Origin of the sequence: Ktedonobacter racemifer DSM 44963 (assembly GCF_000178855.1) — a bacterium.
GTDB lineage: Bacteria > Chloroflexota > Ktedonobacteria > Ktedonobacterales > Ktedonobacteraceae > Ktedonobacter > Ktedonobacter racemifer.
Genome location: NZ_ADVG01000002.1, coordinates 2,838,990 through 2,862,216 on the forward strand (window position 1 = coordinate 2,838,990; position 23,227 = coordinate 2,862,216).

At 53.9% G+C, this 23,227-nt stretch carries 15 protein-coding genes; 7 read left to right on the top strand and 8 right to left on the bottom strand.

Annotation, left to right across the window (positions count from 1 at the left end; genetic code table 11):
- Positions 1–2: 2 nt before the first annotated feature.
- From KRAC_RS28600 to KRAC_RS28615, 5 genes are all read right to left on the bottom strand, one after another.
- The gene (locus KRAC_RS28600) at positions 3–2,090 is read right to left on the bottom strand and encodes an FAD-dependent oxidoreductase (RefSeq protein ID WP_007913318.1); all 2,088 of its coding nucleotides are present in this window, start codon (positions 2,088–2,090) and stop codon (positions 3–5) included.
- Between the two features lie 101 nt (positions 2,091–2,191).
- Positions 2,192–3,769 (bottom strand): protein kinase domain-containing protein, encoded by a 1,578-nt coding sequence (locus KRAC_RS28605; RefSeq protein ID WP_007913320.1) that lies wholly within the window; start codon positions 3,767–3,769, stop codon positions 2,192–2,194.
- Between the two features lie 232 nt (positions 3,770–4,001).
- Complete coding sequence (locus tag KRAC_RS28610) at positions 4,002–4,814, bottom strand: TrmH family RNA methyltransferase (protein ID WP_007913323.1); 813 nt, start codon at positions 4,812–4,814, stop codon at positions 4,002–4,004.
- Between the two features lie 62 nt (positions 4,815–4,876).
- Positions 4,877–5,020: a hypothetical protein gene (locus KRAC_RS71750; protein WP_007913324.1), complete on the bottom strand. Its 144-nt coding sequence runs from the start codon at positions 5,018–5,020 to the stop codon at positions 4,877–4,879.
- 482 nt (positions 5,021–5,502) lie between these two features.
- A complete protein-coding gene (locus KRAC_RS28615) occupies positions 5,503–6,912 on the bottom strand; it encodes an ISKra4-like element ISKra2 family transposase (protein ID WP_007911242.1) in 1,410 nt (469 codons plus the stop codon).
- A 321-nt stretch (positions 6,913–7,233) separates the two neighbouring features.
- On the opposite strand from KRAC_RS28615, the gene KRAC_RS28625 reads away from it, so the two are divergent.
- Positions 7,234–8,412: a DDE-type integrase/transposase/recombinase gene (locus KRAC_RS28625; protein WP_007913328.1), complete on the top strand. Its 1,179-nt coding sequence runs from the start codon at positions 7,234–7,236 to the stop codon at positions 8,410–8,412.
- A gap of 178 nt (positions 8,413–8,590) precedes the next feature.
- Here KRAC_RS28625 and KRAC_RS28630 read toward each other — a convergent pair whose 3' ends face one another.
- Together KRAC_RS28630 and KRAC_RS71755 are read right to left on the bottom strand one after the other, a co-directional pair.
- A complete protein-coding gene (locus KRAC_RS28630) occupies positions 8,591–9,793 on the bottom strand; it encodes an FIST signal transduction protein (RefSeq protein WP_007913339.1) in 1,203 nt (400 codons plus the stop codon).
- Positions 9,794–10,154: 361 nt separating this feature from the next.
- Complete coding sequence (locus KRAC_RS71755) at positions 10,155–10,301, bottom strand: hypothetical protein (RefSeq protein WP_007913341.1); 147 nt, start codon at positions 10,299–10,301, stop codon at positions 10,155–10,157.
- A gap of 251 nt (positions 10,302–10,552) precedes the next feature.
- Here KRAC_RS71755 and KRAC_RS62695 point away from each other — a divergent pair, with 251 nt between their 5' ends.
- From KRAC_RS62695 to KRAC_RS28650, 4 genes are all read left to right on the top strand, one after another.
- Positions 10,553–11,065: an NUDIX hydrolase gene (locus KRAC_RS62695; RefSeq protein ID WP_007913342.1), complete on the top strand. Its 513-nt coding sequence runs from the start codon at positions 10,553–10,555 to the stop codon at positions 11,063–11,065.
- Positions 11,066–11,298: 233 nt separating this feature from the next.
- Positions 11,299–11,946: a MerR family transcriptional regulator gene (locus KRAC_RS28640; protein ID WP_007913343.1), complete on the top strand. Its 648-nt coding sequence runs from the start codon at positions 11,299–11,301 to the stop codon at positions 11,944–11,946.
- Between the two features lie 311 nt (positions 11,947–12,257).
- Complete coding sequence (locus tag KRAC_RS28645) at positions 12,258–15,563, top strand: transglycosylase domain-containing protein (RefSeq protein ID WP_007913344.1); 3,306 nt, start codon at positions 12,258–12,260, stop codon at positions 15,561–15,563.
- A gap of 488 nt (positions 15,564–16,051) precedes the next feature.
- Positions 16,052–18,460: a transglycosylase domain-containing protein gene (locus KRAC_RS28650; protein ID WP_007913345.1), complete on the top strand. Its 2,409-nt coding sequence runs from the start codon at positions 16,052–16,054 to the stop codon at positions 18,458–18,460.
- Between the two features lie 71 nt (positions 18,461–18,531).
- On the opposite strand, the gene KRAC_RS28655 is transcribed toward KRAC_RS28650, so the two are convergent.
- On the bottom strand, positions 18,532–19,392 hold the full coding sequence (locus KRAC_RS28655; protein WP_007913346.1) for a PHP domain-containing protein: 861 nt from the start codon (positions 19,390–19,392) through the stop codon (positions 18,532–18,534).
- Positions 19,393–19,729: 337 nt separating this feature from the next.
- On the opposite strand from KRAC_RS28655, the gene KRAC_RS62700 reads away from it, so the two are divergent.
- Complete coding sequence (locus KRAC_RS62700; RefSeq protein WP_007913347.1) at positions 19,730–20,236, top strand: NUDIX hydrolase; 507 nt, start codon at positions 19,730–19,732, stop codon at positions 20,234–20,236.
- 237 nt (positions 20,237–20,473) lie between these two features.
- Positions 20,474–22,990 (top strand): ATP-dependent helicase, encoded by a 2,517-nt coding sequence (locus tag KRAC_RS28665; RefSeq protein ID WP_083814860.1) that lies wholly within the window; start codon positions 20,474–20,476, stop codon positions 22,988–22,990.
- Positions 22,991–23,227: the final 237 nt, after the last annotated feature.

A 23,227-nucleotide genomic window follows, 5' to 3' on the forward strand; every position in this document is an offset into this window, starting at 1 on the left:
GGCTATTCCTTGCTCTCTATGTCTAGCGGCGCGCTACAACTGGCACAGAAGCGAGCCTTCTGCGTGTTCGCGATGCCACAACAGCGGCAAATGACCAGGCCCGGCAGGGGTGTGGAGCGCTGGTGCGCCGCCTCTTTGTATGCTACCAGCTCTGTGAGCACCTGGAGTGCGGGTATCTTCTCGGTTTTGCCCACACTTCCCGCTGTCGCAGTGGCGAAGCGCCGCATCAGCCCTCCAGTATTTCCTTCCATGCCCATGAGTGGGATGGGAAGTTTTTCAGAGATTCCCTTTAGAGGGGCTAGAGGGGCGGTGTCGGGCGCGTCATGGGTATGACACAGACAGATAAAGCGTGCTCGGCTGCCAAAGCTGATCTCTTCGTTATCTTGGAGAAAGTGTACTGAGCGTGGCGGCATGCGGTATCCATTGATAAAAATGCCATTGGTGCTGCCCAGGTCGCGCAGGACGTAGCGCCCATCGGTGAAGAAGATTTCGGCATGCGTACGCGAGATGGTCTCCATATCCAGCAACAGGTGGGAACCAGGCTGGCGCCCAACAAAGAGCTTCTCGCTCTTGCTCAGTTGTAGGGGCTGGATATGTGCCCACTGTGAAACGTCCGTGTCGGGGACCAGGTACCAATCGATTCTCTGTGGCTTATCTTCTGGCTTGAGCGCTGGCTTTTTATCGGTTGTAGGCAAAGGGGACACGATAGCAGGCCTGGGCGGAGCACCAGGTTGTGGCTGTGGCACAGGGTTGGTATCTTTCTCGGGCGCGTCTGCTCTGGCTTTCTCGGCTAGTTTTGCCCCCAGGAGTGGTGGGGGCACATCCTGGTTATCCAGCCAGTCGTTCAGGTTAAAGTCAGGCAGGAAGAGACAGAACGCGATGGAACCCATTTGCACACGATGATCGATGGCCCGCTTGAAGGCCAGAGCCTGTGCCCGATTTCCCAGCCCCAGCATCCCAACGGGAACGCCATTTTTGAGCAGAACCTTGCGATAACTGCGTGGCTCTGGGTCCGCGATGATCTCCTGAAGCCCCTGGCCTCCGCTCGGGTATGTGAGTCCGGTCGCGGCAAAGGGCAGGCCATAGAGAAAGGTGGCGTTGTAGAAAGTTTGCACCTGGAAGGAAGGCGTATCGTGCTGTGGATCGAGCAGGTCCAGCATGCTATAAGCAGCGGTCCGCGCCTGTTGAATGGCGGGATACCACTGTCCCAGGACGCGCATGCGGCGGGTAAGAGGGTCCTGGATCTCGACTATATCCCCGGCTGCGTAGACGTTAGGAGTGCTGGTACGCATGAAGGCGTTGACGTGTATGCCGCGGCTATGAGCGATGTTGCTCCCCTCGATACAGTCGAGATTGGGTTCAATGCCGATAGCACAGATGAGGAGATCGCAGGGCAGGGCCTCGCCTGAGGTCGTCAGGAGCGCGTGTACCCTGCCCTGGCGTCCCGTAATCTCAGCGATTTCTGTCTCTCGTCGTACTTGTACGCCATCGCGGCGTTCCTGCTGTAACACCAGGTCCGAGGCCGTTTCATCCAGGACCTCTGACCAGAGCGTGCGTTTGCGGACCAGGTGCGTGACTTCATGCCCCTGCTGGCGCAGCGTCTCAATCGTTTCCAGGGCCAGGGTGCCACTGCCACAGACGACGATATGGCGCGCGCCCGGCAGATGGCCCATGACCTCCTGGTAATCCTCCAGGTTACGCAGGGTTACGACGCCCTTCAGGTCGCTGCCCTGACATTGTAGGCGCGCTGGTCGCGCTCCACAGGCCAGGAGGAGGCGTGAGTAGCGGAGCTTTTTCCCACTCTTGAGCCGCACATACTGCTGCTGTGTATCCAGGCTCACTGCCGGGTCGGCGTAAAAGTGGATATCGTGCTCCTGATAGAACGTCTCTGTGCGTGCTGGTAGCCTTGCTTCATCGAGTCTTCCCGCCAGGTAGTCCTTCAGCGCGGGACGGTACAGGACTGGTTGTTCATCGTTGCTGAGCATGACGATAGCGGCCGAGGTATCCTCTTGGCGTAATACCTCGGCTGCCGTAATCGCGGCAATGCCATTGCCGATGATGACATATCGCTTCCCCACCTGGTTACTCATAGCCCTTTGCCCTCTTTCAAGGCGACTATCCTCCTCTTGTGATTATCATATGGGCATGTGCCTATCTGCTGTCGTCATCCCCCACTTGCGTGTGTCTTGCCTCAAGCCATGGTAATAGTGCCATCGGCATTAATCATAATCTGCACCTTCTTAAGCGGCGTCATGGCGGGACCCTGAAGGACACTGGCATCTTTAGCAGGATCGAAAACCGCTGAATGACAGGGGCAGATCAGATGTTTGCTTCCCTGGTCATAATGTACAGCGCATCCCTGGTGTGTGCAGGTTGAATCAAAGGCGACGAATTTGGTATTGGGCAGATGGATCAATACCCCTGGATTCTTTTGATCAGGTAAAGTAAACGTAATTGCTTGATTGATTGGGATATCTCCGGTGCGTGCCAGGACTTTTCCGTTCATGGGCTTGGGAGCCTGTGTCGGTTGTGCGGCCTGTGTTGGCTTGTTCTGCGCGCGTGGAGGCTGAGTACCAGTTGCGCCGGGCTGTCCTGCCTGCGGCTTTGTGCCAGGCATCGGTGCCGTGGGATGTGTCACATGCGCGCTGAGCATATTCACGCCCAGGGCCGCGATGGTGACCGCGGCGGCTGTCCCGCTGCCAACCGCGAATAGCGTTCGCCGCGAGATCTGCTTATGGGGCACGCCTTCACCCGCGGGAGTCACTGGACGTGAAGCGTGCCGCTGTGCTCGGCCATGTTCGGTATCGATTTCGTTTGCATCCCTGCCCAGGGAATGGTTGCTCGCGGCCTGTGATGTGTTTTGCATCAGCGCTGCGACCGCTGGGAGGCGCTCGGGGGCGACGACCTGGTAGTATGCCTGTAGGACCTCGCCTGGATGCCGGTAGCGCATTTGGGGTTCCTTGGCCATAGCTTTAAGTAGAAGGGCTTCTAATCCCGCGGGTGGCTCTGAGAGCCAGGCGCTTAGGGATGGTACCTCGGCATAGAGGTGCTGGCGCATGACCTCATTGCGTGAGCGACCTTGAAATGGAGGCTGGCCTGTGAGTAAACGGAAGATAATCGCTCCCAGGGCATAGATATCTGTATAGGCACCTACGGATCTGCCAAGAAGCTGCTCGGGCGCGCTCGACTCGCTATCGCCTTCAAAGGTATGCTCCTCGCTCCGTACGGCGAGGCTCAACTCGCGTATGCGTAGCAGGCCAAACTCGCCCAGGAGGAGATGCCGGTTGTTATGCAGGAAAATGTTGTTGGTCGAAAGGTTACGGTGCAATACGGCGTGTTCATGGGCATACTCCATTGCAGAAATGATCTGTTCCAGGTACTGTCCCACGATGCGTAGGTCGGAGGGAACGTTGCGCGCCAGTAGGGTGCGCAAGGGTACGAGCGAGACATAGGGGTAGACCAGGAAAGGCATCCCCTGAAAATTGCCGTAATCCAGAAGAGGCAGGATGTGCGGGTGCTGTAGCTTCGCCACCTGGCTGGCCTCCTGTTGGAAGCGGCCCAGGTATATCATGTGATTCTCGGGTGGAAGCGACAGTCTGGCTGGATTGGCTGCGCCTTCAAAATCCAGAAGGCGCAGCATGACGCTCCGTCCCTCGCGGTTGTGAGCGAGAAAGACAGGTCCCCATGGATGTTCTTGTAAGACCTGTTTTAACTGGTAGTTGCCTACCGTCGTCCCTGCCAATCTGGCATTGGTAAGGCTTTCAACCATTTGGCACCTCTCAATACACATTGATATATTCTGTTACACGAATCAATCATAGCAGAGTATAACTGAGGTTAAACAGGACCTGCATAGAAAGTATTACTCATTTCCTACAAATCAGATAGATAATTCAAAATCTTAACCAGAATATGCCGAAAGGAGAAAATGCGATACATGTGTAGCACGCCGGTCAGGTGTGATAGCAGACTGGCTCCGCCAGTCTGCTATCACACACTCTTTACCCTTGCTGCTGGTGTAGGACTTCGTAGAGCATCAGGACAGCTGCGTTGCCGACATTAAGCGAGTCGGCGCGTCCATGCATGGGAATGGAGACGCTCAGGTCGTGGCGCGCGAACCAGTCCTCTGAGACACCTTCTCGCTCGTTGCCCATCACGATAGCTGTACGCGTGCTATAGCGGGCCTGGCGAAAGCTGACCCTGGCCCGGGGGCTGGTCGTGACGACCTGGTAGCCATAGCGCTTGAGCCAGGCATAGGCCGTCTCCACATCGCTCTCGACGATAGGTAGCGCGAAGAGCGAACCCATACTGGCGCGGACCAGTTTGGGATGCGTCAGACGCTGGCGGCTCTGTGTGATGATAATCCCATGAGCGCCTGCGCCATCGGCACTGCGAATAACCGTGCCAATGTTCCCAGGAATTTGCAGCCCATCCAGGATGAGGAGCGTCCCTTTCTGGCGCGGTTGGAGGTGAGACAAGTCGTACCGCCGCAGGCGCACCATGGCTGCCAGTCCATCGGGACCCTCCCAATCGACCATGCTGCCTAAGACCTTCTCGCTGACCTGGTAGAGGTGTATCTTGCGCGTGATGGCTAGTTCTATGAGAGCCATGCCATCGCCTCCTCGTAGTCGTTCAGGACAGACAAAGAGACAAGAAAGCTCTAAGCCAGCCTCCAGCGCTGCCTGGATTGGCCCTAGCCCTTCGAGGGTTATCAGGTGCTCCGGATTGTGCTTTGTGTTATTTTTCAAGGCCAGGTACTGGCGTACATGTATGTTATGTTGCCCGGCGGGCATAATCTGGTGTATATCCAGCATAGCAACCTCCTGTTGCTAGCTTGCCTCTGAGAAAAGAGGCGAGCCATTCTGTATTTGTCGTACTAACTAGAGTTCGTATAGGTCTCTTGCTCCCGACAATAAGTAGCCAGGAGCAGACTCAGTTTGTTCGTAGTCAGCGCCCAGGCGCAGGGTGGACGTGCTCCAAATGGTGTGCCGAGCATACAGAAAAGACTCAGGTGTAACATGTGTCTATCTCCTTGCCAAAAACGCAGAGAAGCCGTGAAGGGTGGCTAAACGTCGCCACTCTTCACGGCTTCTTTTCTGGTCGACGAGGGAAGCGTAATTGCCCCTCTCCTTACCTTTCAAGACCTTTCAAGTCAAAAAAGGCAACAAAAAAACCGTGGCACTGACCATCTATGGCCCCACGGTAGGTACTGTTCGAGCTTCGATCTTCTTCAGCTAATAAAAACGGGAAATTTTTAGCTTAGATCGTGTTCCGTCCTCCTAAAAAAGGGCATAATATGGCCTTGGGCGACGGAATGGGCCTCGCCATATTTGCGCACTGTACACCAACTGCTCACAGGCAATTGTGCCAGAATCGCTTTTGCCATACTCCTGGAGAACATGAAAACGTCTCTCTTTTCTTGAATAGCATAAACAATATCTACTGCAAGCGTAACATACCAATTATAAGCTTGTCAAGCGGGCGCATTCCCTCGGGTGAGCGTCATCTTTTTGCAATGGATTTGGGACGACAAGCCAACACTCGTTTCCATGGATGATGGGTTGAAGGGCGTGAGGAACCAGGTAAGGTGGCAGCAGGTGCCATTGGACGAGGGGGAGGGGGAAGTGGCTTGGGAGTAGGGGAACGAAAGCGAAGGAGCGAGAGCATCAAGGAAGAGACCATCTGCTCAAGACGAGGTGTCGCTCGCTCGTTGCGACGCTGCTCCCGTTGACGGAGTTGCTCCTGCTCAATCTCTTGCCAGCAGAGATCCCATCGCTCATTACAGACGGCGTTGCGTAAGGTGAGCATGGGATTGACATGACTGGGCTCCCAATGCATACCTGCTCCTTTGAGGCGGGCTTGCACCACCACTTTATTGGCGCTTTCCACCATCCCTGACCCAATCGGCCAGCCTGCGGCTTGAAACTGGGGATACTGCATCAAGGCTTCGCGTTTGAGAAAATAGCCGACCTGTTCACGCACCCCTTCCTGTTGGGCGATCTGAGCTGGTAAACGAGCAAGCAGCCAGATGAGCAAACGGGGACCTCGATGTTTGAGTCGATGGCAGGCACGCTCCAGCAGGTCGTCAGGCAGAACGAGGCCGGCTTGTTGGAGCGCTTGGATGAGCAGATGGAGATGCTCTGCTGCATGAGGAAAATCCAAGATGCGCAACGCTTGGGGACAGTGGAGATTGAGGAAGCCCTGCAACCACTCGGCACCATCAGTGACTGCTCCGATTTCTTGAGCCTGCCGGACCCCTCGCTCTCGCATCTCCACATCAGCCAAAGTCGCAAAGGTCTGAGCATCACACATGCGAGAAAAATAGGAGAGATGACTGACCGTGACCTCTTGTGCTCCAGCCGGACTGGTGGAGGGTTCGACTTCTCCAAAAGCCACCGTTCGAACCTCTGCCCACTGCCCTTTGAGCAAAGGCACATAGGCCCCATCGGCGCTGATGGCCAGGCGCTTGGTAGGCTTGCTCACAGATGGTGACGAGGCGAAAGGTTCCGAGGCCAGAACCGTTTGCACCGCCAGGGCCAAGGCACCTGCCTGCTCACTCTGTCGACGCGCGCTCGCTTCACTGACCTGAACCCCGAGCAGACGTTGCATCATCTCAGCAGCTCGCGCAAAAGGCATCCAGCTCGAAAGATGGACCAGATGCTCGTGTTGCAACGATGTCAAGTTCCTCCCTCTTGGGAGAGCTAACTCCTCATCGAGGGGGAAAAAGCCCTGTCCCACACGTGGGGCAAGTTCCGTACGTTCTGCTGAGCGTGATCTCTTGTCCTCCTGCTCCTTGCAGACGGCGGGGTCGTTTCCCACGGGCTTGCAGTGGGGTGCCACACACGGGACAGGTGGGGCGCTCTTGGGCTGAGGTACCACTCCAGTCACGTTGCGCACTTGCTTGAGCTGCATCTTGAATCACTTGGGCTTCCAGTCGACTCAGGCGCTGATGCACTTCCTGTTCAATCTCACGTAAGGTCACCTTGGGATGGTCTCGCCGCCAGGCTTTGATATCAGTGAGAATCTGTGCGCTGAGTTGTTGCCAGCCTTGATCAGTCTCTTCGCTCATGTTTTTCCCTTCCCCTCTTGAGAATGAACACATCTTCGCAGAAGAGGGGGCTTTTGTCTAGCCCAATTGCAAAAACATGACGCTCACCCCATTCCCTCAAGTAAAATGTTACTGAAGAAGGTACACTTCCCTCAAATAAGAATGTTACCGAGGGGAGGAAGAGCATGCCGACAGAAGACGAGATGACTGTGAGCGAACGTCGAAAATATCTCAAGCGAATGAAGCCCTTGTACATCAAAGCTGAGCGAACGGAACAAAGTCGTATGCTCACCGAAATGGAGCAGGTAACGGGTTTGCATCGCAAAAGCCTGCTCAGATTGTTGCATGCTCCCACGCTGGAGCGCAAGAAGCGGGAAAAAGGAAGAGGGCGCACCTATGGGTTAGCCGTTGAGCAAGTGATCCTGGTGGTGTGGGAAAGTTTGGATTATGTGTGTGCCGAACGATTGACGCCTGTGCTGCTTTCCACAGCAGAGCATCTGGCTCGCTTTCGCAGTGTGCGGCTCACCAGCGAGGTCCGTGAGCGGCTCGCCCAGATCAGTGAGGCCACGGTGACGCGGATCTTGTACAAGTACCGTAGCCGTAAACAGCGCTTGCCGCAAAAAGGCCCAGAACGAGCCAATCAAGTGCGCAAGCCAGTCCCGATGAAGCGCATTCCATGGGAAACCAGCGAGACCGGCCATTTTGAAGTCGATCTGGTCCAGCACAGTGGGGAAAGCGGCGAGGGGATCTTTGCCTTTACGTTGCAAATGGTGGATGTAGCCACAGGCTGGAGTGAACGGGTAGCGATCCTGGGTAAAGGACAACAGGCCATGGAAGGTGGTTTCCGCCACATCCTACAACGCCTCCCCTTTGCGGTCAAGGAACTGCATCCCGATAATGGGTCGGAGTTCTTTAATCATCATCTCGTGCGCTTCTGGGGCGAGGCGATCACTGGTCTGATGTTGAGTCGGAGCCGGCCCTACCAGAAAAATGACAAACGGTTTGTTGAGCAGAAAAATGCGACTCTGGTGCGCCAGTATTTCGGGGCCATTCGCTTGGATATTCCTGAGCAGGTGCAAGCGATGAACGCCCTCTATGAACACATGTGGATCTACTACAATTTCTTTCAGCCCGTCCTGCATTTGAAGGAAAAAGTGTGCCAGGCCGACAAGGTCGTGCGTCATTGGGACCAAGCCCAAACGCCCTATCAGCGCCTGATCGCCGCTGGAGGACAGAGCCTCGACCAACGCACGCGTTTGCAAGCTCTCTACGAGCAGACCAACCCTATGGCTTTGCGAAAGGAGATTTACCGCTTGCTGGATGCGCTGTGGGACACTCCCTGTGCAACCGCCAGCATCGCTTAAATTGTTCTGCTTTTCTCAAGGAAGGAGATTGTCGGCTCCAGTAACATTCTTATTTGAGGGAACCATCTCCCTTCGGTAACATTTTTATTTGACTTGACACGGCGGGAACAGGCATTCAAGAGTAAAAGATGTGTGTATGAAAAATGGAGCGAAGTTCTATTTTTCATACACACATCTCCTATTCATTGCGTTTGACGATAAGGGCCAGGCAGGCGGTAAAGCTATGTAGGAAGGAGCGATCGCCAACTGGCCCGATTTCACCATTGCAGAAGAGGCCGATAGTTGGCAGGGGTCCCAGGATCTCTTCAACCATGCCCGCGTCGTGATTGGGGGTGGGAAACAGGCTTTCGCCGCGCCCGTTGCAGGTGCAGAGGATGCCGCTGACGATCTGGTATGCCTCAGCCTTCTTGAGGCGGTAATGGAGCTTATTAAGGAGTTCACGCAGGTCTAAGTCCGCGGTCTCTGAATCACGCATCTGGAATTGGATGGTCTGGCCGACGCGTGGCTGCGCGCCGATTGCCAGCGCCTTGTTGCGCCGGTCGACGCCGAGTAGATTGCGTATTAAGAAACTGCCACGCCCAAAGCGCTCGCTGTACTCGTCTGCGGCCAGCCCAACCAGCAACAGGTTTCTCTGGGCGCGGATCTGCGCGGCGGGCGAGAGTTTCTGAAAGGTGTCTACGAGCATGTCATAGGCTGGCCGGTTAGAGATGGTTTCGATCAGGCTATTATCCTGTACTTTAGTGATTGTCCAGGGTTCACCAATAGGTTCGCAGCCCTGAGAGACGATTGAGAGAATCTTGTAGGGACCGCCAATTGCCAAGCCAATGCCACCATCGTTATAGACGGTATCGTTAAAGAAGAAATAGCAGGGCGAGTCTTGCATGTCGTTTGAGGCCAGGCCACCCATCATAGGTACCTGGGGATAGGCCCTGGCCAACGCGTCAATAAGGGACTCGCTGTTGAGATGGAAAGGATCAAGGAAGAGGAGCCAGCCATTCACGTCATCGAGCGGCACATCGAGGAGAGTTCGTAACTCTTCGGGGGTGTTAAACATCTCTACAATGTCTGGTGGCAAGCGAGTCGCGTGGAGCGTGGCTCCTGGCAGTGACATCGTCATGAGCGAGAGTGCTGGTACATCCTCCAATTCCACCCCTGTCCCTATAATACCCTGGCCCGAGCATCCCAGTACAATTGAGGCACCTGTTTCCTTTTTGATGATACGCAACATCTCCGGGAAGTGTTCCTCATATTCGCCACTGGCAAAGAGTAAGGCTACATCGGCCTGGATATCGCATGTCTGTGCGAGTGCCTGGAAGAGGGCCTGGTCCCAAATCTCATCAGCTACAACGGCTTCCCTGGCGACTGGCATACCTGACTTCATAGTTCCTCATTCTTCCTCGTAAGTGAAAAAGATGTATCCCGCTAACTCGTTCCAAAGTTAGTATCGCACACGATTACGCCTAATAGCAATGAACACAATGAAGACACGAGAAAGCCCTCATTGTCTCTCGTCTTACAATGAGGGCTTTCTCGTCATATTTATCAGGTAGGAAGTGGTGAGCCTTTATGCTGGGAGTATAGCATGTTTCTTATAACTCATGTGTTAAAAAGGCATTAATATTTTTGCTTCCTATTGTTCTTCTGTGTCTTTCTTTTGTTCAGCCTTACGCGCCTCTTCCTGAATCTTGTACATGCTTGGGGGCACGCGAGGTCATGGGATCGATAATGTTTTGGTTGGTGCCCTACCCGCCCGAGGTATGGGGATCACGGTCTCTCATGCTGGTTTGTCCAGCCACTTCTTTGCGCTGGGAGGCTACCAGTTGCTCATATTGCGTAGCTTCTTCCTGGCGCTGTTGTTCACCTGGCTGAGGCGTATTATGGCCTGGCATGGCTTGTTCTCTCCTTTCACTCGCTTACCCCGGTTTTCCTGACCAGCACTGACTAATAATTGGTGACGCATCTATATATGTACGTTTTGTACATGTGCCAGCGGCAGGTAAGGTGATTCCCCTGGCAAAGCAAGAACCTCTGTTCCCCAATTGCTCTAGAATATGGTATTACATAGAGAAGATGCTTATGCGTTTGCTGGAGTTGTAGTAATTAGAAATTAGAGATCAGAAACCAGAAAAGTGAGGCGTATATGGTTCCACCCAGGCATATGATTACCTTTGCGACGGATGGTATTCTCTTTGTATATCGTGTGGGGGGTGTTATTCTCCATAATGGTCGTGTTCTCTGCCAGCGCGCCGCCCGGACCACTCCCCCCTACTGGTTTCTCCCAGGTGGGCGTGCGGAGCTGCTTGAATCTGCTGCCACAACGCTCCAGCGTGAAGTTGAGGAAGAATTGGACCTGACGCCAACGATTGTGCGTCCCCTGGCGATCATAGAGAACTTTTTTGGGCAACAGCCCAGGGCAACACATGAAATAGGTCTCTACTTCTTGCTCGACTTTCCTGAAGACGCATATATCTATCAACAATCGTCGCTAGCCTTGCGCGATAAAGACGGCTCTCGTGTCTCCTCAAATGAGGAGCTACTCTACTTCGATTGGCTACCCCTGGAGGAGATAGAGCGTGCGCCACTCTATCCACGAGCCTTGCATACACTTTTAAAAGATCTCCCAGAGCACTTTCAGCATATTGTCTCCCAATGAATAATGTTTTCTGGTAGTGGTGTGGTGAGCCTGAGTGCCGCGTATGCGGCACTCAGGCTCACCACACCACTACCAGAAAATACTTATCTATTTTGCGCAACTTCGCGTTGAAAAGCTTCTGTGCTCTTTTTTCCTACTTGACGGATCATACGTAAATTACATACAATCAGGCTGAGAAAAACATGGTATTCGTTAGTAGTGTGGTACATAGCTAGTACACAGAGGAGGTTCTGGTGACATCACAGGCTGGAGAAGAATGGCTGAGCTTGCGCGAGGCTGCGGAGATGCTTGGCATGCACCCCGCCACCGTACGCCTGTGGGCTGATCGGAATGAACTTCCATCTCGTCGCACCAGTGGCGGACACAGGCGTTTTCGGCGTACTGATATTGAGGCGCGCCTACGTCAGGAGAGCGAGCTGAAGCCTAATGTCGCCTCACAGATGCTTATTCAGAACTTGATTGGACGGGTCCGCCTCGATTTTACTGCCGGTACCCTTGGCCGGTTCTCCTGGTATCAGCATTTTAATGAGTCTGCGCTGAATGCCTATCGCATGTTGGGGCGTCGCGCACTGGATTTACTCTTGCGTGGTCTGAATGATCCCGCTCATAAGGAGGATCTGCGCCAGGAGGCCATCCAACTGGGGACCGAGTATGGTACAGTGACGCGCAAGGCTCACGTGCCAGTCGCGGACGCGGTGCGTGCCTTTCTCTATTTTCGTACCATCATGGATGAAGCGGTGCTGCAACTTGCCGAGGTGCGCGGTGCGCGCGAACAGGATATTCCCTGGCTGGAGAGCCTGTACCAGATTCAAACCATCACCAACGAAATCCTTCCCGCACTGATCGAGGCCGCGGTCACGCCAGAGTCGCTCTCTTTATGAAAAAAAAGCTATTTTTGATAGCAGTAACGGGTACTATAGTATACCCCTTTATGTCAGGTGTCACATTTCTTCCACTGTTGCGTCTTACTAAATAAGGGGGGACTTTGTTTTGTGCTGGCCAGAAGAGCTTTTTGCGCGTTTTTACACCCTTCCTCCTGTATATATTCTCAAAGTTAAAAATAGTTATCGCCTGAAAAGATATTATTAATTCTGAACCTCCTTGTTTACTGTGTATTTTTTTCGCAGCTATGTGCGGATACTTTTTCTATTCTGTTATCTGCATCTAAGGGGTAATATCAGGGGAGCATAGAATGTCACCAGATCAAAGAAAAAAGGAAACCAGCTCTGAGCAGCCTCCGGCTTCATCAGGAGCGATGGAGCAAGGGTTGCCCGCCTCACCATTGGAAGAGCAGGCGCAAGAACAGCAGGAAAATAACTCTGAACAGAAAATAGAGCAAGCTTCTCAAGAAGTTTCTCCCCGTTTAGAAGACTCTGAAGACTCTGACATCGATGATGATGACGCTCCAACCGTTCCTGGCTTACCCGCAATTGGCCGTGTGCCCAGGTCAGTTACTCCTGAAGTTACCTCGCCTGCCCATAAAGAGGAGCCCGACGCTGCTAGCTCTACTAATGTGAATGAAAAGGCCGTGGCTGCATCAGAGGAGCATTCCCAGCCGGAGCCGCAAGCGGAGGTTTCCGCCTTGCCTGCTGATACAGAGGAGCCACAGGCGGCTTCTGCCTCAGCTCCAGAAGAGCAATCCGGGCCTGCTGAACCGAAAGCGACACCTGTTATTGCCCCTGTACGCCGTCCCAGGGCAGAGACCTTTATTTCTACGCGACAGCAACGGGCCGTGCGTGCTTTTGAGAAGCGCCAGTCTCGCAAACAACCTGCAACGACGAACACCGAACCCAAAGGGACATCACCCGCGGAGCAGCCCCAAAACGACCCATCCAGTCCAGATATCGCAGACGCACCCACTCGCGAGCTTACGACGCCAGAAGCCTCGGCGAAGCCAGCTAATCCGCCTAAACCTGCTATGCCGGTCTCGGTACCACGTCGCCCGGGCGCCGATGCCTCCAGGCGCAGCGACAAAAAGAAGCCAGAATCACCCGTTCCCCCTTCCAATAAAGTGAGCGCAAGCGAGCCACAGGGGGCAGAGGCTCAGCCTGGAGCCGTAAATGGGCAGAAGATTGCGGTAGCCCAGCAAGAGGCCCATATAGATGAGGCTCTTGAACAGGAAGCCTCGCTTTCGCCTGAGGAAGTGATTGCGGCTTCTATGGTAGGTTTGCCGGATGAAGAGTTGGCGCAAGAGTACCGCAGACACCTCGCGCGCCGCCATCATCGCAAGATATTACGTGTGGCGCGCTGGCACATTCGGCGCAATCATTTGCAGAAAAAGCAGACCCGCAACCACGTCTTAGTCGGAGTTTTCTCCGTCCTGATGGTCATATTGATTGTCTTCCTGGCCCTGAGCAGTACGGGAGCATACTTTGGCTATCGTTTCTACAGCGATACCCAGGGACGCTACCTGGGGCGTGTGCTTAGCCTGCGCGAGCTTCTGCCCAAGGATAACTTGAAGGTCTACGATAACAAAGGGACATTACTGGGGCAGCTAGCGGATAATGGTGTGCATACATCGGTGAAATTGCAAGATATCTCGCCTGACCTGGTAAATGCGACCATCGCCATTGAGGATAAAAACTTCTGGACAAACCCTGGCGTAGACGTTGCGCGTATCCTTCAGGCCGCGCTTGATAACCTGAAGAGTGGGCACGTCGTCGAGGGCGGCAGTACGATTACGCAGCAGTTGATCAAGAAGCTGGTCGTGGGTGATAAGGTGGACAATGTGCGTAAGCTTGAAGAGATCATCCTGACGCCCCAGGTCAATAATATCTACACCAAACACGATATCATGGAGATGTATCTCAACACGATCTACTATGGGTCTCAGGCCTATGGTATCGATGCCGCCGCGAATATGTACTTTGGCTTGCAGGATAAACCCGGTTTACCTGCCTCAAAGCAGCTCGACCTGGCCCAGGCAGCGATGCTTGCTGGCCTGCCCCAGAACGGTGATTACTATAATCCCTGGAACTACCGCGCGCGCGCGACGGATCGTATGCATTCAGTGCTGGACCTGATGGTAAGCCAGAAAAACATCACAAAGGCCCAGGAGAGTGCCGCGCTGAAGGAGGCCGGGCAGAAGGATTTCTTCAAACATTCGCCCGATATGGGCCTGCTCGCGCCCCACTTCTTCTACTTTGTGCTCAGCCAGTTGCAAAGCATGACGCATATGAGTGAGCAGCAACTCTCGCGCTCTGATATGAAGGTCACAACCACGCTGGATATAAAGCTACAGAATAAGATCCAGAAGGTGATGACGGATCATACCGATGAATTGCATACGTATGGCATCTCCAACGCCGCCGAGGTGCTTATGGACCAGCACACTGGCGCGATCATCTCGCTGCTGGGGAGCCTGGACTACAACAATAACGCCATTGGCGGCAAGTTTGACGTCGCGACGCAGGGCTGGCGCCAACCTGGTTCGTCCTTCAAGCCCTATGTCTATGCCCTAGCGATGCAGTCGAAAGGAACCTCGCCCGCACAGGCGGTGAACGATGTCCAGACGCGTTTCCCCGATCCTGGATCTGTTATGGGGGACTTTGAGCCTAAGAACTATGACCTGAAGTATCATGGTCCGATGACGCTACGTTGTGCTTTACAGAACTCGCTCAATATTCCAGCGGTACGCGTGCTCCAGCAGGTCGGAATCAATAATGCCGTGGATAAGGCCAAGGAGATGGATCTCTCCTATGAAGGAACACCTGGACTCTCGATGGTGCTGGGAGGCTTGAGCGTTCACCTGCTTGATCACGTCTCAGCCTTTGGCTCTTTTGGTAACAATGGAGTCCATGTGCCTTACTACGCCGTACAAAAGATAGAGTATATGAGCACCGGCAAGGTTATTAAGCACCAGCAGACTCAGGGCAAGCAAGTCTTTAGTCCCCAGACAGCGTATATGATCTCGAATGTGCTCAGTGATAATCAGAGTCGCCTGCCCGAGTTCTTTGACTGCAACCAGTTGCAGTTGTATTCGAACTCAGAGCAGTCATGCTATGGGGGTGATCGTGGTACGGTTCGCCCTGCCGCCGCGAAAACTGGTACCACCAATAACTTCCGTGACAACTGGACGCTTGGCTACACCACTGACTATGTCATGGGGGTGTGGGCCGGTAACAATGATAATACGCCGATGTCTGATGGCACAACGGGTGTCGTCGGTGCCGCACCGATCTGGCATGACTCGATGTTGCTCGCCGAGCAGGGGAAACCCATTCGCGACTTCTCGGTTCCAGGTGGCCTGGTAAGGACCACGGCGACGATTGATGGTATTACGTCGACTGACTGGTTCTACTCCGATAAGGTGCCTAGTGGCTATAACTCGACCAATAGCCAGTCCTGGAGTCCACAGTCTCTGCTACAGGGCCCCACGGATAACAACCAGAATCCGCCGCCTGGAGGCGATAAAAACAAAGATAAGGATAAGACCAAGTATACACCTTACTGTCCGAGCTTCTCGTATACTGGCAACCCTGGCGCTGGTGGTTGGTAGCACCTATAGCGTTGATTCCTGGAGGTGCGCAGCCAGTTATGGCCGCATCTTCCAGGGCTCATATCCTTTAACTGCAAGCAGCTGAGTTAAAACAGGATTATTATATCTAATTGTACTGTTACGCGCTGGAGGCGTTACCACCCTTTTTGCGTTCCGTTAAAATAGACAGTCTGTTGTACTCTATTTTTTTGTGAAGTTGCTCACATTTTTTGTGTGTACCAAAAATACACTTATTTTGTCATTGCACATCCGATTGCTCAGAAGTTAGAATAAGTATGGGAAAGAGGGGATGGGCTGGGTATTCATTACTACAAATCGCAAGATACAGAGTATATCTATCTTTTTTAGCGACTCTATCTGTATGGTAAAAGGGTAATGCGAAATTTTTATTGTTCCTGCTACAGGTCCTTTCTCAACCTGTCCGTGAAATTTGATTTATCACCAACCCTGTATATAAATAGAAAGATTAAATAGAAAGAGGTTGCATTATGCAGGATGAGCAGCAGCGCCCTGAGCGAGCGCAAGCTTCAGCGACAACCTCGCAAGAAGCTTTGCATTCTACGCTGACTGCGGCTAATGAGCCTACCCAAGCATCCGTTCAAGATCAAGCTCCAGGTAGTGAAGAGCGCAAAGGTCTGGTTGCTACCGCGGATGCACAGGTCGTAGACGCCGATGACGATCCAGGCAAAACCGCGAAAATGCGGGTGATCCTTCCCGCGAAGCTGCCAGCACATTCCAGGGCAGCCGCCGCGCAACGCCTGAGTAATCTCCCACTCAAGGCGCCCCGTGGTGTTTACTATCCAGTGGCGCATTTGCTTCCCCTGGCACCAGGTTGGCGTACCAAGCGCCATATTAAACGCAAGGGGTTGCGCGAGAGTAATGCGCGCTTCAATGAAGCCGAGCGCAAAGGATCGCGCTGGGGCTTTATGCCGCTGGCCATCATTTTTATGGCTTTTCTGGTTGTTGCCGCCTCTTCTATTACCCTGTATACGGCTCTCTATAATTCAACTGAGCAGCTCTATGGAAGTAAGGTAACGACGCTGCTGGATATCTTACCTAAAGATAACCTGAAAATGTATGACAATCAGGGGCAGATGATCTATCAAATGATCGACAATGGTGTGCAAACATCTGTTCCCTATTCGCAGCTCTCGCCTACGCTTATGCATGCGACCATTGCCATTGAAGATCAGTATTTCTGGACGAATCCAGGGTATGATATCACTGGTATTGTGCGCGCGGTGATTGATGACGTAACGGCCCATAACACGGTCTCAGGCGCCAGTACGATCACGCAGCAGCTGATCAAAAATACGGTCCTTGGTCAGCAACGGACGGCTATTCGTAAGTTGCAAGAGATCTTGCTGGCACCTGACGTAACACGCCGTTATACCAAAGAGCAGATCATCACTATGTATCTCAACACGATTTACTATGGTGATCAAGCCTATGGTGCCGATGCGGCCGCACAGATCTACTTTGGCCTGGAGGATAAGCCGAATATGCCGGCGGTCAAGCAGCTTGACCTGGCCCAGTCCGCTATGCTGGCTGGCCTCCCTCAGAACGGCGACTATTATAACCCATGGCGGCATAAAGATCGTGCGCTTAACCGTATGAAAGATGTTCTGCATAATATGCAGGTGCAGAACTATATCACCCACGCCCAGGAGCTACAGGCGATTGCCGAGGCCGAGCAACAGGATTTCCTCAAGCCAATGCAGGTGCATAATGACATGGCTGTGCATTACGCTGCCTATACCCTGCGTGAGTTGATGGACAAGCTGCATTTAAAGGCCGGTGATCTCTCACGTTCAGGGCTTACGGTCTCGACGGCGCTCGATCTGGCCAAGCAGAACCAGGTGCTGAAGATCGCGCAGAAGCACATCGCCGAAAATGCCAGAATCCATAATATGTCCAACTCGGCCGTGGTGGTGATGAACCCCCATGATGGCTCACTATTGACCCTGATAGGCAACATTAATCCTAACGATCCCCAGTCAGGAGCCTTTGACGTGGCCAGCCAGGGCTTACGCCAGCCGGGTTCATCCTTCAAGCCTTTCATCTATGCGACCGCCTTCAATAAGGGCGTCAGTCCAGGCGATCACGTACTGGACGGTCCACTGACGATTAACATGTGCTGTGGACTGCCAGCCTATCAGCCGACGAACTACGACATGAGGTATCACGGCAATATTACCTATCGCTATGCCTTGCAGAACTCGTTCAATATTCCTGCTGTGAAGCTGCTGATGCAGACGGGGGTTGATCCCGCGCTACAGATGGCGCTTAACCTGGGAATTACAACGTATGCAGGCACGCCTAACTACACGATGGTGCTTGGTTCGCTGAGCGTTCACCTGACAGACATGGTCTCGGCCTATAGCACGTTTGCCAATAGCGGTCAGCATATCACGCCGCATGCGATTACTGAGGTGCGCGACTCGCAGGGCAAGGTGGTGTATCGTCCCGATATGACTGCCAAGCGTGTGATTAGCCCGCAACTGGCATACCTGATGGGAAATGTCCTTAGCGATAACAATTCGCGTACCTTCGAGTTCGGTAAGTGTAGTGTGCTCTACCTGTACTCGACCTCGCAGTCGCAGTGTTACGCTGGCAATCCCGGTCCCATTCGTCCCGCGGCTGTGAAAACAGGTACCTCCAACGACTTCCGCGATAACTGGACCGTTGGCTGGACGACCGACTACACAGTTGGCGTGTGGTCTGGTAACAACGATAACTCGCCGATGTTCAATGTCACTGGTGTTGATGGTGCCGCGCCTATCTGGCACGATACCATGCAGCTCTTTGAGCAGGGCCGCCCCATTCGGAACTTTACAAATCCCGGTGGCCTCGCGCGCCGTGCTAATGACTGGTATATTCCTCAAGGGAAGCACTAAGAATTTAGTGTATACGAAAAAGGTCACGGTTCCTGGCATGCCAGGAACCGTGACCTTTTTGCGTTTTATGCTTACGAGTTGATGGTCACGCCCAGGCGCTCCAGCAGGCGCCGGCTGACCTCTGCCCGGTGTTTGCGTGGCATACGACCGGGATGGCTGTGGGAGTCGGAGCCAGTGCTCTGTAGCAGGTCATACTTGCGTACATACCCTTCGTACATGGCGACGGTCTCAGGGCTATGGTAAGGATGGTATACCTCGATGCCATCTAAGGGAACCTCGGCGCGCAAGCGGTCTAGTAGCTCAATGTCATAGAAAGTAAAGCCGCTCTCTTTGCGTCCTGGATGGGCGATTAAGCAAACCGCGTTACTCTTATGCGCCGCCTCAACGGCCTCCGCCATATCCGCCATAATGCTGACAAAGCCTGCCTGTTCGATCATACGCAGACCAGTCATACGGTCGGGCACGTAGCCATGCTCTATGAGGAGGGTAATGTTATCCGAAGGACGGAAAAGCTTGCCGCCACGCTCTGCCAGGACCTCGGTCTCGCGAGGAAAGGCGTAGCCCTTGCCCACCAGTGCATCATGCACCTGGTGCGTGTTCTCCAGTTGCAGGCGCGCCACCTTCTCTGTAACCTCTTGCACAGCGTTCTGTGCCGGATCGAAACCGTAGCAGAGCATATGGGCCATGTACCCATTCCACTTACAGGTGATCTCTACTCCGGGCAATACAGGAAGCCCCTTGCTTGCCGCCAGCTCGCGAATTTCAGCCACTTTATCGACACGGTCATGATCAGTGACCGCAACCAGGTCAAATTTCTCCTCAACCAGGTAGTTAATTAACTGTTCGGCGGGCCAGCGCCCGTCGCTATACGTAGTATGCATATGCAGGTCTACAGCCGCCCCAGGAGATAAAACGAGATTATGTGTCGCCAACAGCCTCTGCTCCTTTACTTACTGCCAAAAACTTTAAGGAGGAAGATACCCTCCTCACGTCATAATATTCGTCGCCTTCATAGTATCACACTTGCTCGCTTGTAAATTTCATCCTTCGCGCCTGTGGCGCTCAGGGTAGGAGGGTATGGGCGTGTGGCTCGGGCATTCGTCCATACCCTCCTACCCTCCGCAGCACCGTAGGTGCTGCGAAAGAAATAATGCATAACATTGCGACAAATTCGCGACAGATACGCGATAATGCTTTGACATTTGCACCGTATTATTGCTTTCAGAAGAGAGCACAACATCATCGAGCAAGGAAGGGGCCATAAGCAATATGCTATACGATCTGTTGAAGCGCTGTACAAGCATTTTCTTCAATCTCTTAAACTGGCTGCTGGGCGGTAAGCTGCCGCCCTTCTGTAGCGCGGCAGTCGTGGTTGAGGAGCAGGGACGCTACCTGGTTGTTCAGCTTCCCGGCCAGCGAACAGTTTTTCCCGGAGGTTTTATGAACTGGCGTGAGACGCTGCAGCAGGGAGCGCAGCGCGAGGGCCTGGAGGAGACTGGCCTGCACCTGGAAATTGGTGATATGGTTGGTTGCTATGCGCTCACAAGCGATAGCTGGACCAACATGAGTAATCTGAGCTTTGTCTTCCAGGCACGAGTAACTGGTGGCGAACTGCGCGATAACATCGAGGGGCGCCCCTGCTGGCTAAGCGAGGATGAGCTCTACACGCAACTCAATGAACACGGACGGCACATTTTCGCCGATTATCAGCGCCAGCGTGCTGGTCGTCAGTTCTCCATTTCTGTTACATCTAAAGTTGCTCCCCTGGCCTCCTGAAATGGAAGCCATGGGGAGCTTTCTCCATACATCTCAGACTCTTCCTGTAGTCTTCCCCTGAGTACCATGCCTGTCCCCCTGCGAGCACAACTGTGATACAATAGCCTGGACCCCGAAATAGACCTGGAAAAATCATATCTCTCTTCCTCCTGGCCCTCTCGCAGGGTACACAAACATATAGAACTGATGGACCGACTAGCTAGATAGCTGACGACTTGAAGCCTGATCTGGAGCGTGATGATGTTGGAACAGATAAACTTACTCGATGGACTCAATGAACCGCAGCGCCAGGCTGTAACCACAACACAGGGACCCGTGTTGATCCTCGCGGGTCCTGGTAGCGGCAAAACGCGTGTCATTACACATCGTATTGCCTACCTGGTCCAGCATGAACACGTCTCTCCCTGGCATATCCTGGCCGTGACCTTTACCAATAAGGCCGCGCGCGAGATGCGCGAACGCATGGAGAAACTGGTGGGGGTGAGCGCGTCGAAAGACATGAGCATTGGCACCTTCCATGCCATTTGCGCGCGTGTGCTGCGTATGGAGGCCGATGCGCTCCTGCCCCTGGGCCTGAACAGATCTTTTGTGATCCTGGATACCGACGATCAGCTTTCCCTGGTGAAGCAGGCTATCAGGGAACTGAACCTGGACGAGAAATTATATCGCCCAAACGCTATCCATGGCCAGATATCGCGCGCAAAGAACGAGATGCTTGGTCCCGACCAGATGGCGGAGCAGGCCCGCAAGTATAGCGAAGAGGTGGCCGCCCGCGTCTATAAGGTGTACCAGCGCTTGCTACGCGCCAACAACTCCGTCGATTTTGATGACCTGCTGATGCTTACCGAACAGCTTTGGCGGCGCGAGCCAGAAATTCTACAACGCTATCAGCGCCATTGGCAGTATATTCATGTCGATGAGTTCCAGGATTGTAACCTTCCACAATATAAGCTTATTCGCTTGCTTGGCAGTGGGACCGCCGACCGGCAAGAGGGGCTGAGAAACGTATGTGTTGTTGGCGATGATGACCAGATGATTTATACCTGGCGGGGCGCCAGTGCCGAGAACGTAGTGCGCTTTGAGCGCGATTTCCCGCACACAAAGGTGATCCTGCTGGAGCAGAACTATCGCTCGACGCAGAACATCCTGGATGCCGCCCAGGAGATCGTACAGCAGAATCGCCTGCGCAAACAGAAGAATCTCTGGACCGCGCAGGGACAGGGCGAGAAGATCACCATCTACGAGGCCTTTAACGAAGAGATGGAAGGCCAGTTTACCGCGCATGAGATCATACGCTTGCTGGCGCGTGGAGATGTGGGGGGGCGCGGCGATATCGCCGTGATGTATCGCACCAATGCCCAGTCGCGCGCCCTCGAAGAGCAGTTCCTGCGTATGAATATTCCCTACAAGGTCATCGGGAGCCGCAAGTTCTATGAGCGCAAAGAAATTAAGGATATGATCGCTTACCTGCGCCTGCTGGCCAATCCGCATGATGACCTGAGCTTTGAGCGGATCGTGAATGTGCCTAATCGCAAGATCGGGCCGAAGACCATTGGCGAGCTGAAGAAATGGACCAAGCAGCAAGGGATTTCGCTGTATGAGGCTGTTCAGCGTGTTGAGAAGCATACAACGCTGGGAACCGCCGCCCGCAACTCGCTCCAGAACTTTAGCAAGCTGATCGTGGACCTGCAAAGCGCCGTTGAAGAACTCCCGCTTCCCGAACTGCTGGATCGCATCGCTGAACGTACGGGCTATGGACCTGAGTTGCGTGCAAACGCCGAAGAGGAGCTTGATCGCTGGGCCAACGTCCTTGAATTGCGCCGCGTGGCCGAGGATTATTCAGAGATTGAGACGCCGGTCGCGCTGGAGTTGTTTCTGGAGAATGTGGCCCTGGTAGGCGGAGCCGACACGGCACAGACGAGCGAGAATGGTGCGCTTGTCAACGAGGAGCAGAACGACTCGGTGACGCTGATCACTCTGCATGCCGCCAAGGGTCTGGAATATCCCGTGGTGTTTATCGTGGGTATGGACGAGGGCTCACTACCGCATTCGCGCTCCATTAATACACCAGAGGAGCTAGAGGAAGAACGCCGCCTGGCATACGTTGGCTTTACACGTGCCATGAAGCGTCTCTACCTGGTTCGTGCGCGCCGGCGCTCGCTCTGGGGCGAGACCCAGTATACTGAGCCATCGCGCTTCTTGAGCGATATCCCTCTCCATCTGCTCAGTCGTCCCGGCCTGGGGGCCGAGGATGGCAGCCGCTCAAAGCCGTCCGTTGATACCGGTCATAATAGTGACGTACAGGTCAATCGTCGGCGTGCCCCCTCCTGGCAAGATGAGTTTAACCAGGACCCCTATGGCGATGAGGGAGGGCGCGTCTTTGGACGAGGCGAGAGCTCCAGTTCTGATGGACGTCGCTCGTCAGGGACAGGAAGCGAGAGCTATGGCTCCCCACAGCGTACAGGTGGGCCTGGTCTCACTGGCCGTGGTGCATCGTCCTCGGCCCGCCCAGGGAATACATCCAATACACGTCCACCTGTGCCGCCTGCTGGCAAGCGGAGTGAGCCTGCCAGCCCCAAACCTCGGGACCCACAGTTTAAAGCTGGCGACCGTGTGCGTCACGATAAGTTTGGCGAAGGGCTGGTGCTAAAGAGTGAGATGGAGGGGCCGACCGAGTATGTGGAGGTCCAGTTCCAGGGGAGCGTTGGCAAGAAACAGCTCAGCATGGACTTTGCGCGCCTCAGTAAAATCTAACAAGCGGGGGGTGATAAAGGGAGCGTGAGGGTCTTCGACCCTCACGCTCCCTTTATCACCCTCCGCTTGTAGTAAAGCCGCATAAAAATGACATTAAAAAAAGAAACATCGAGCATATTGGCACGATTTATTTGACAATGACACATTGACGGTTGTAATATAGCAAGCGAGACAGTTCTCATTGAGCTGCTTTGATTCTCTATCGGAAGCGCCCTTGCTTTCCCTAGCGAGAAAGGT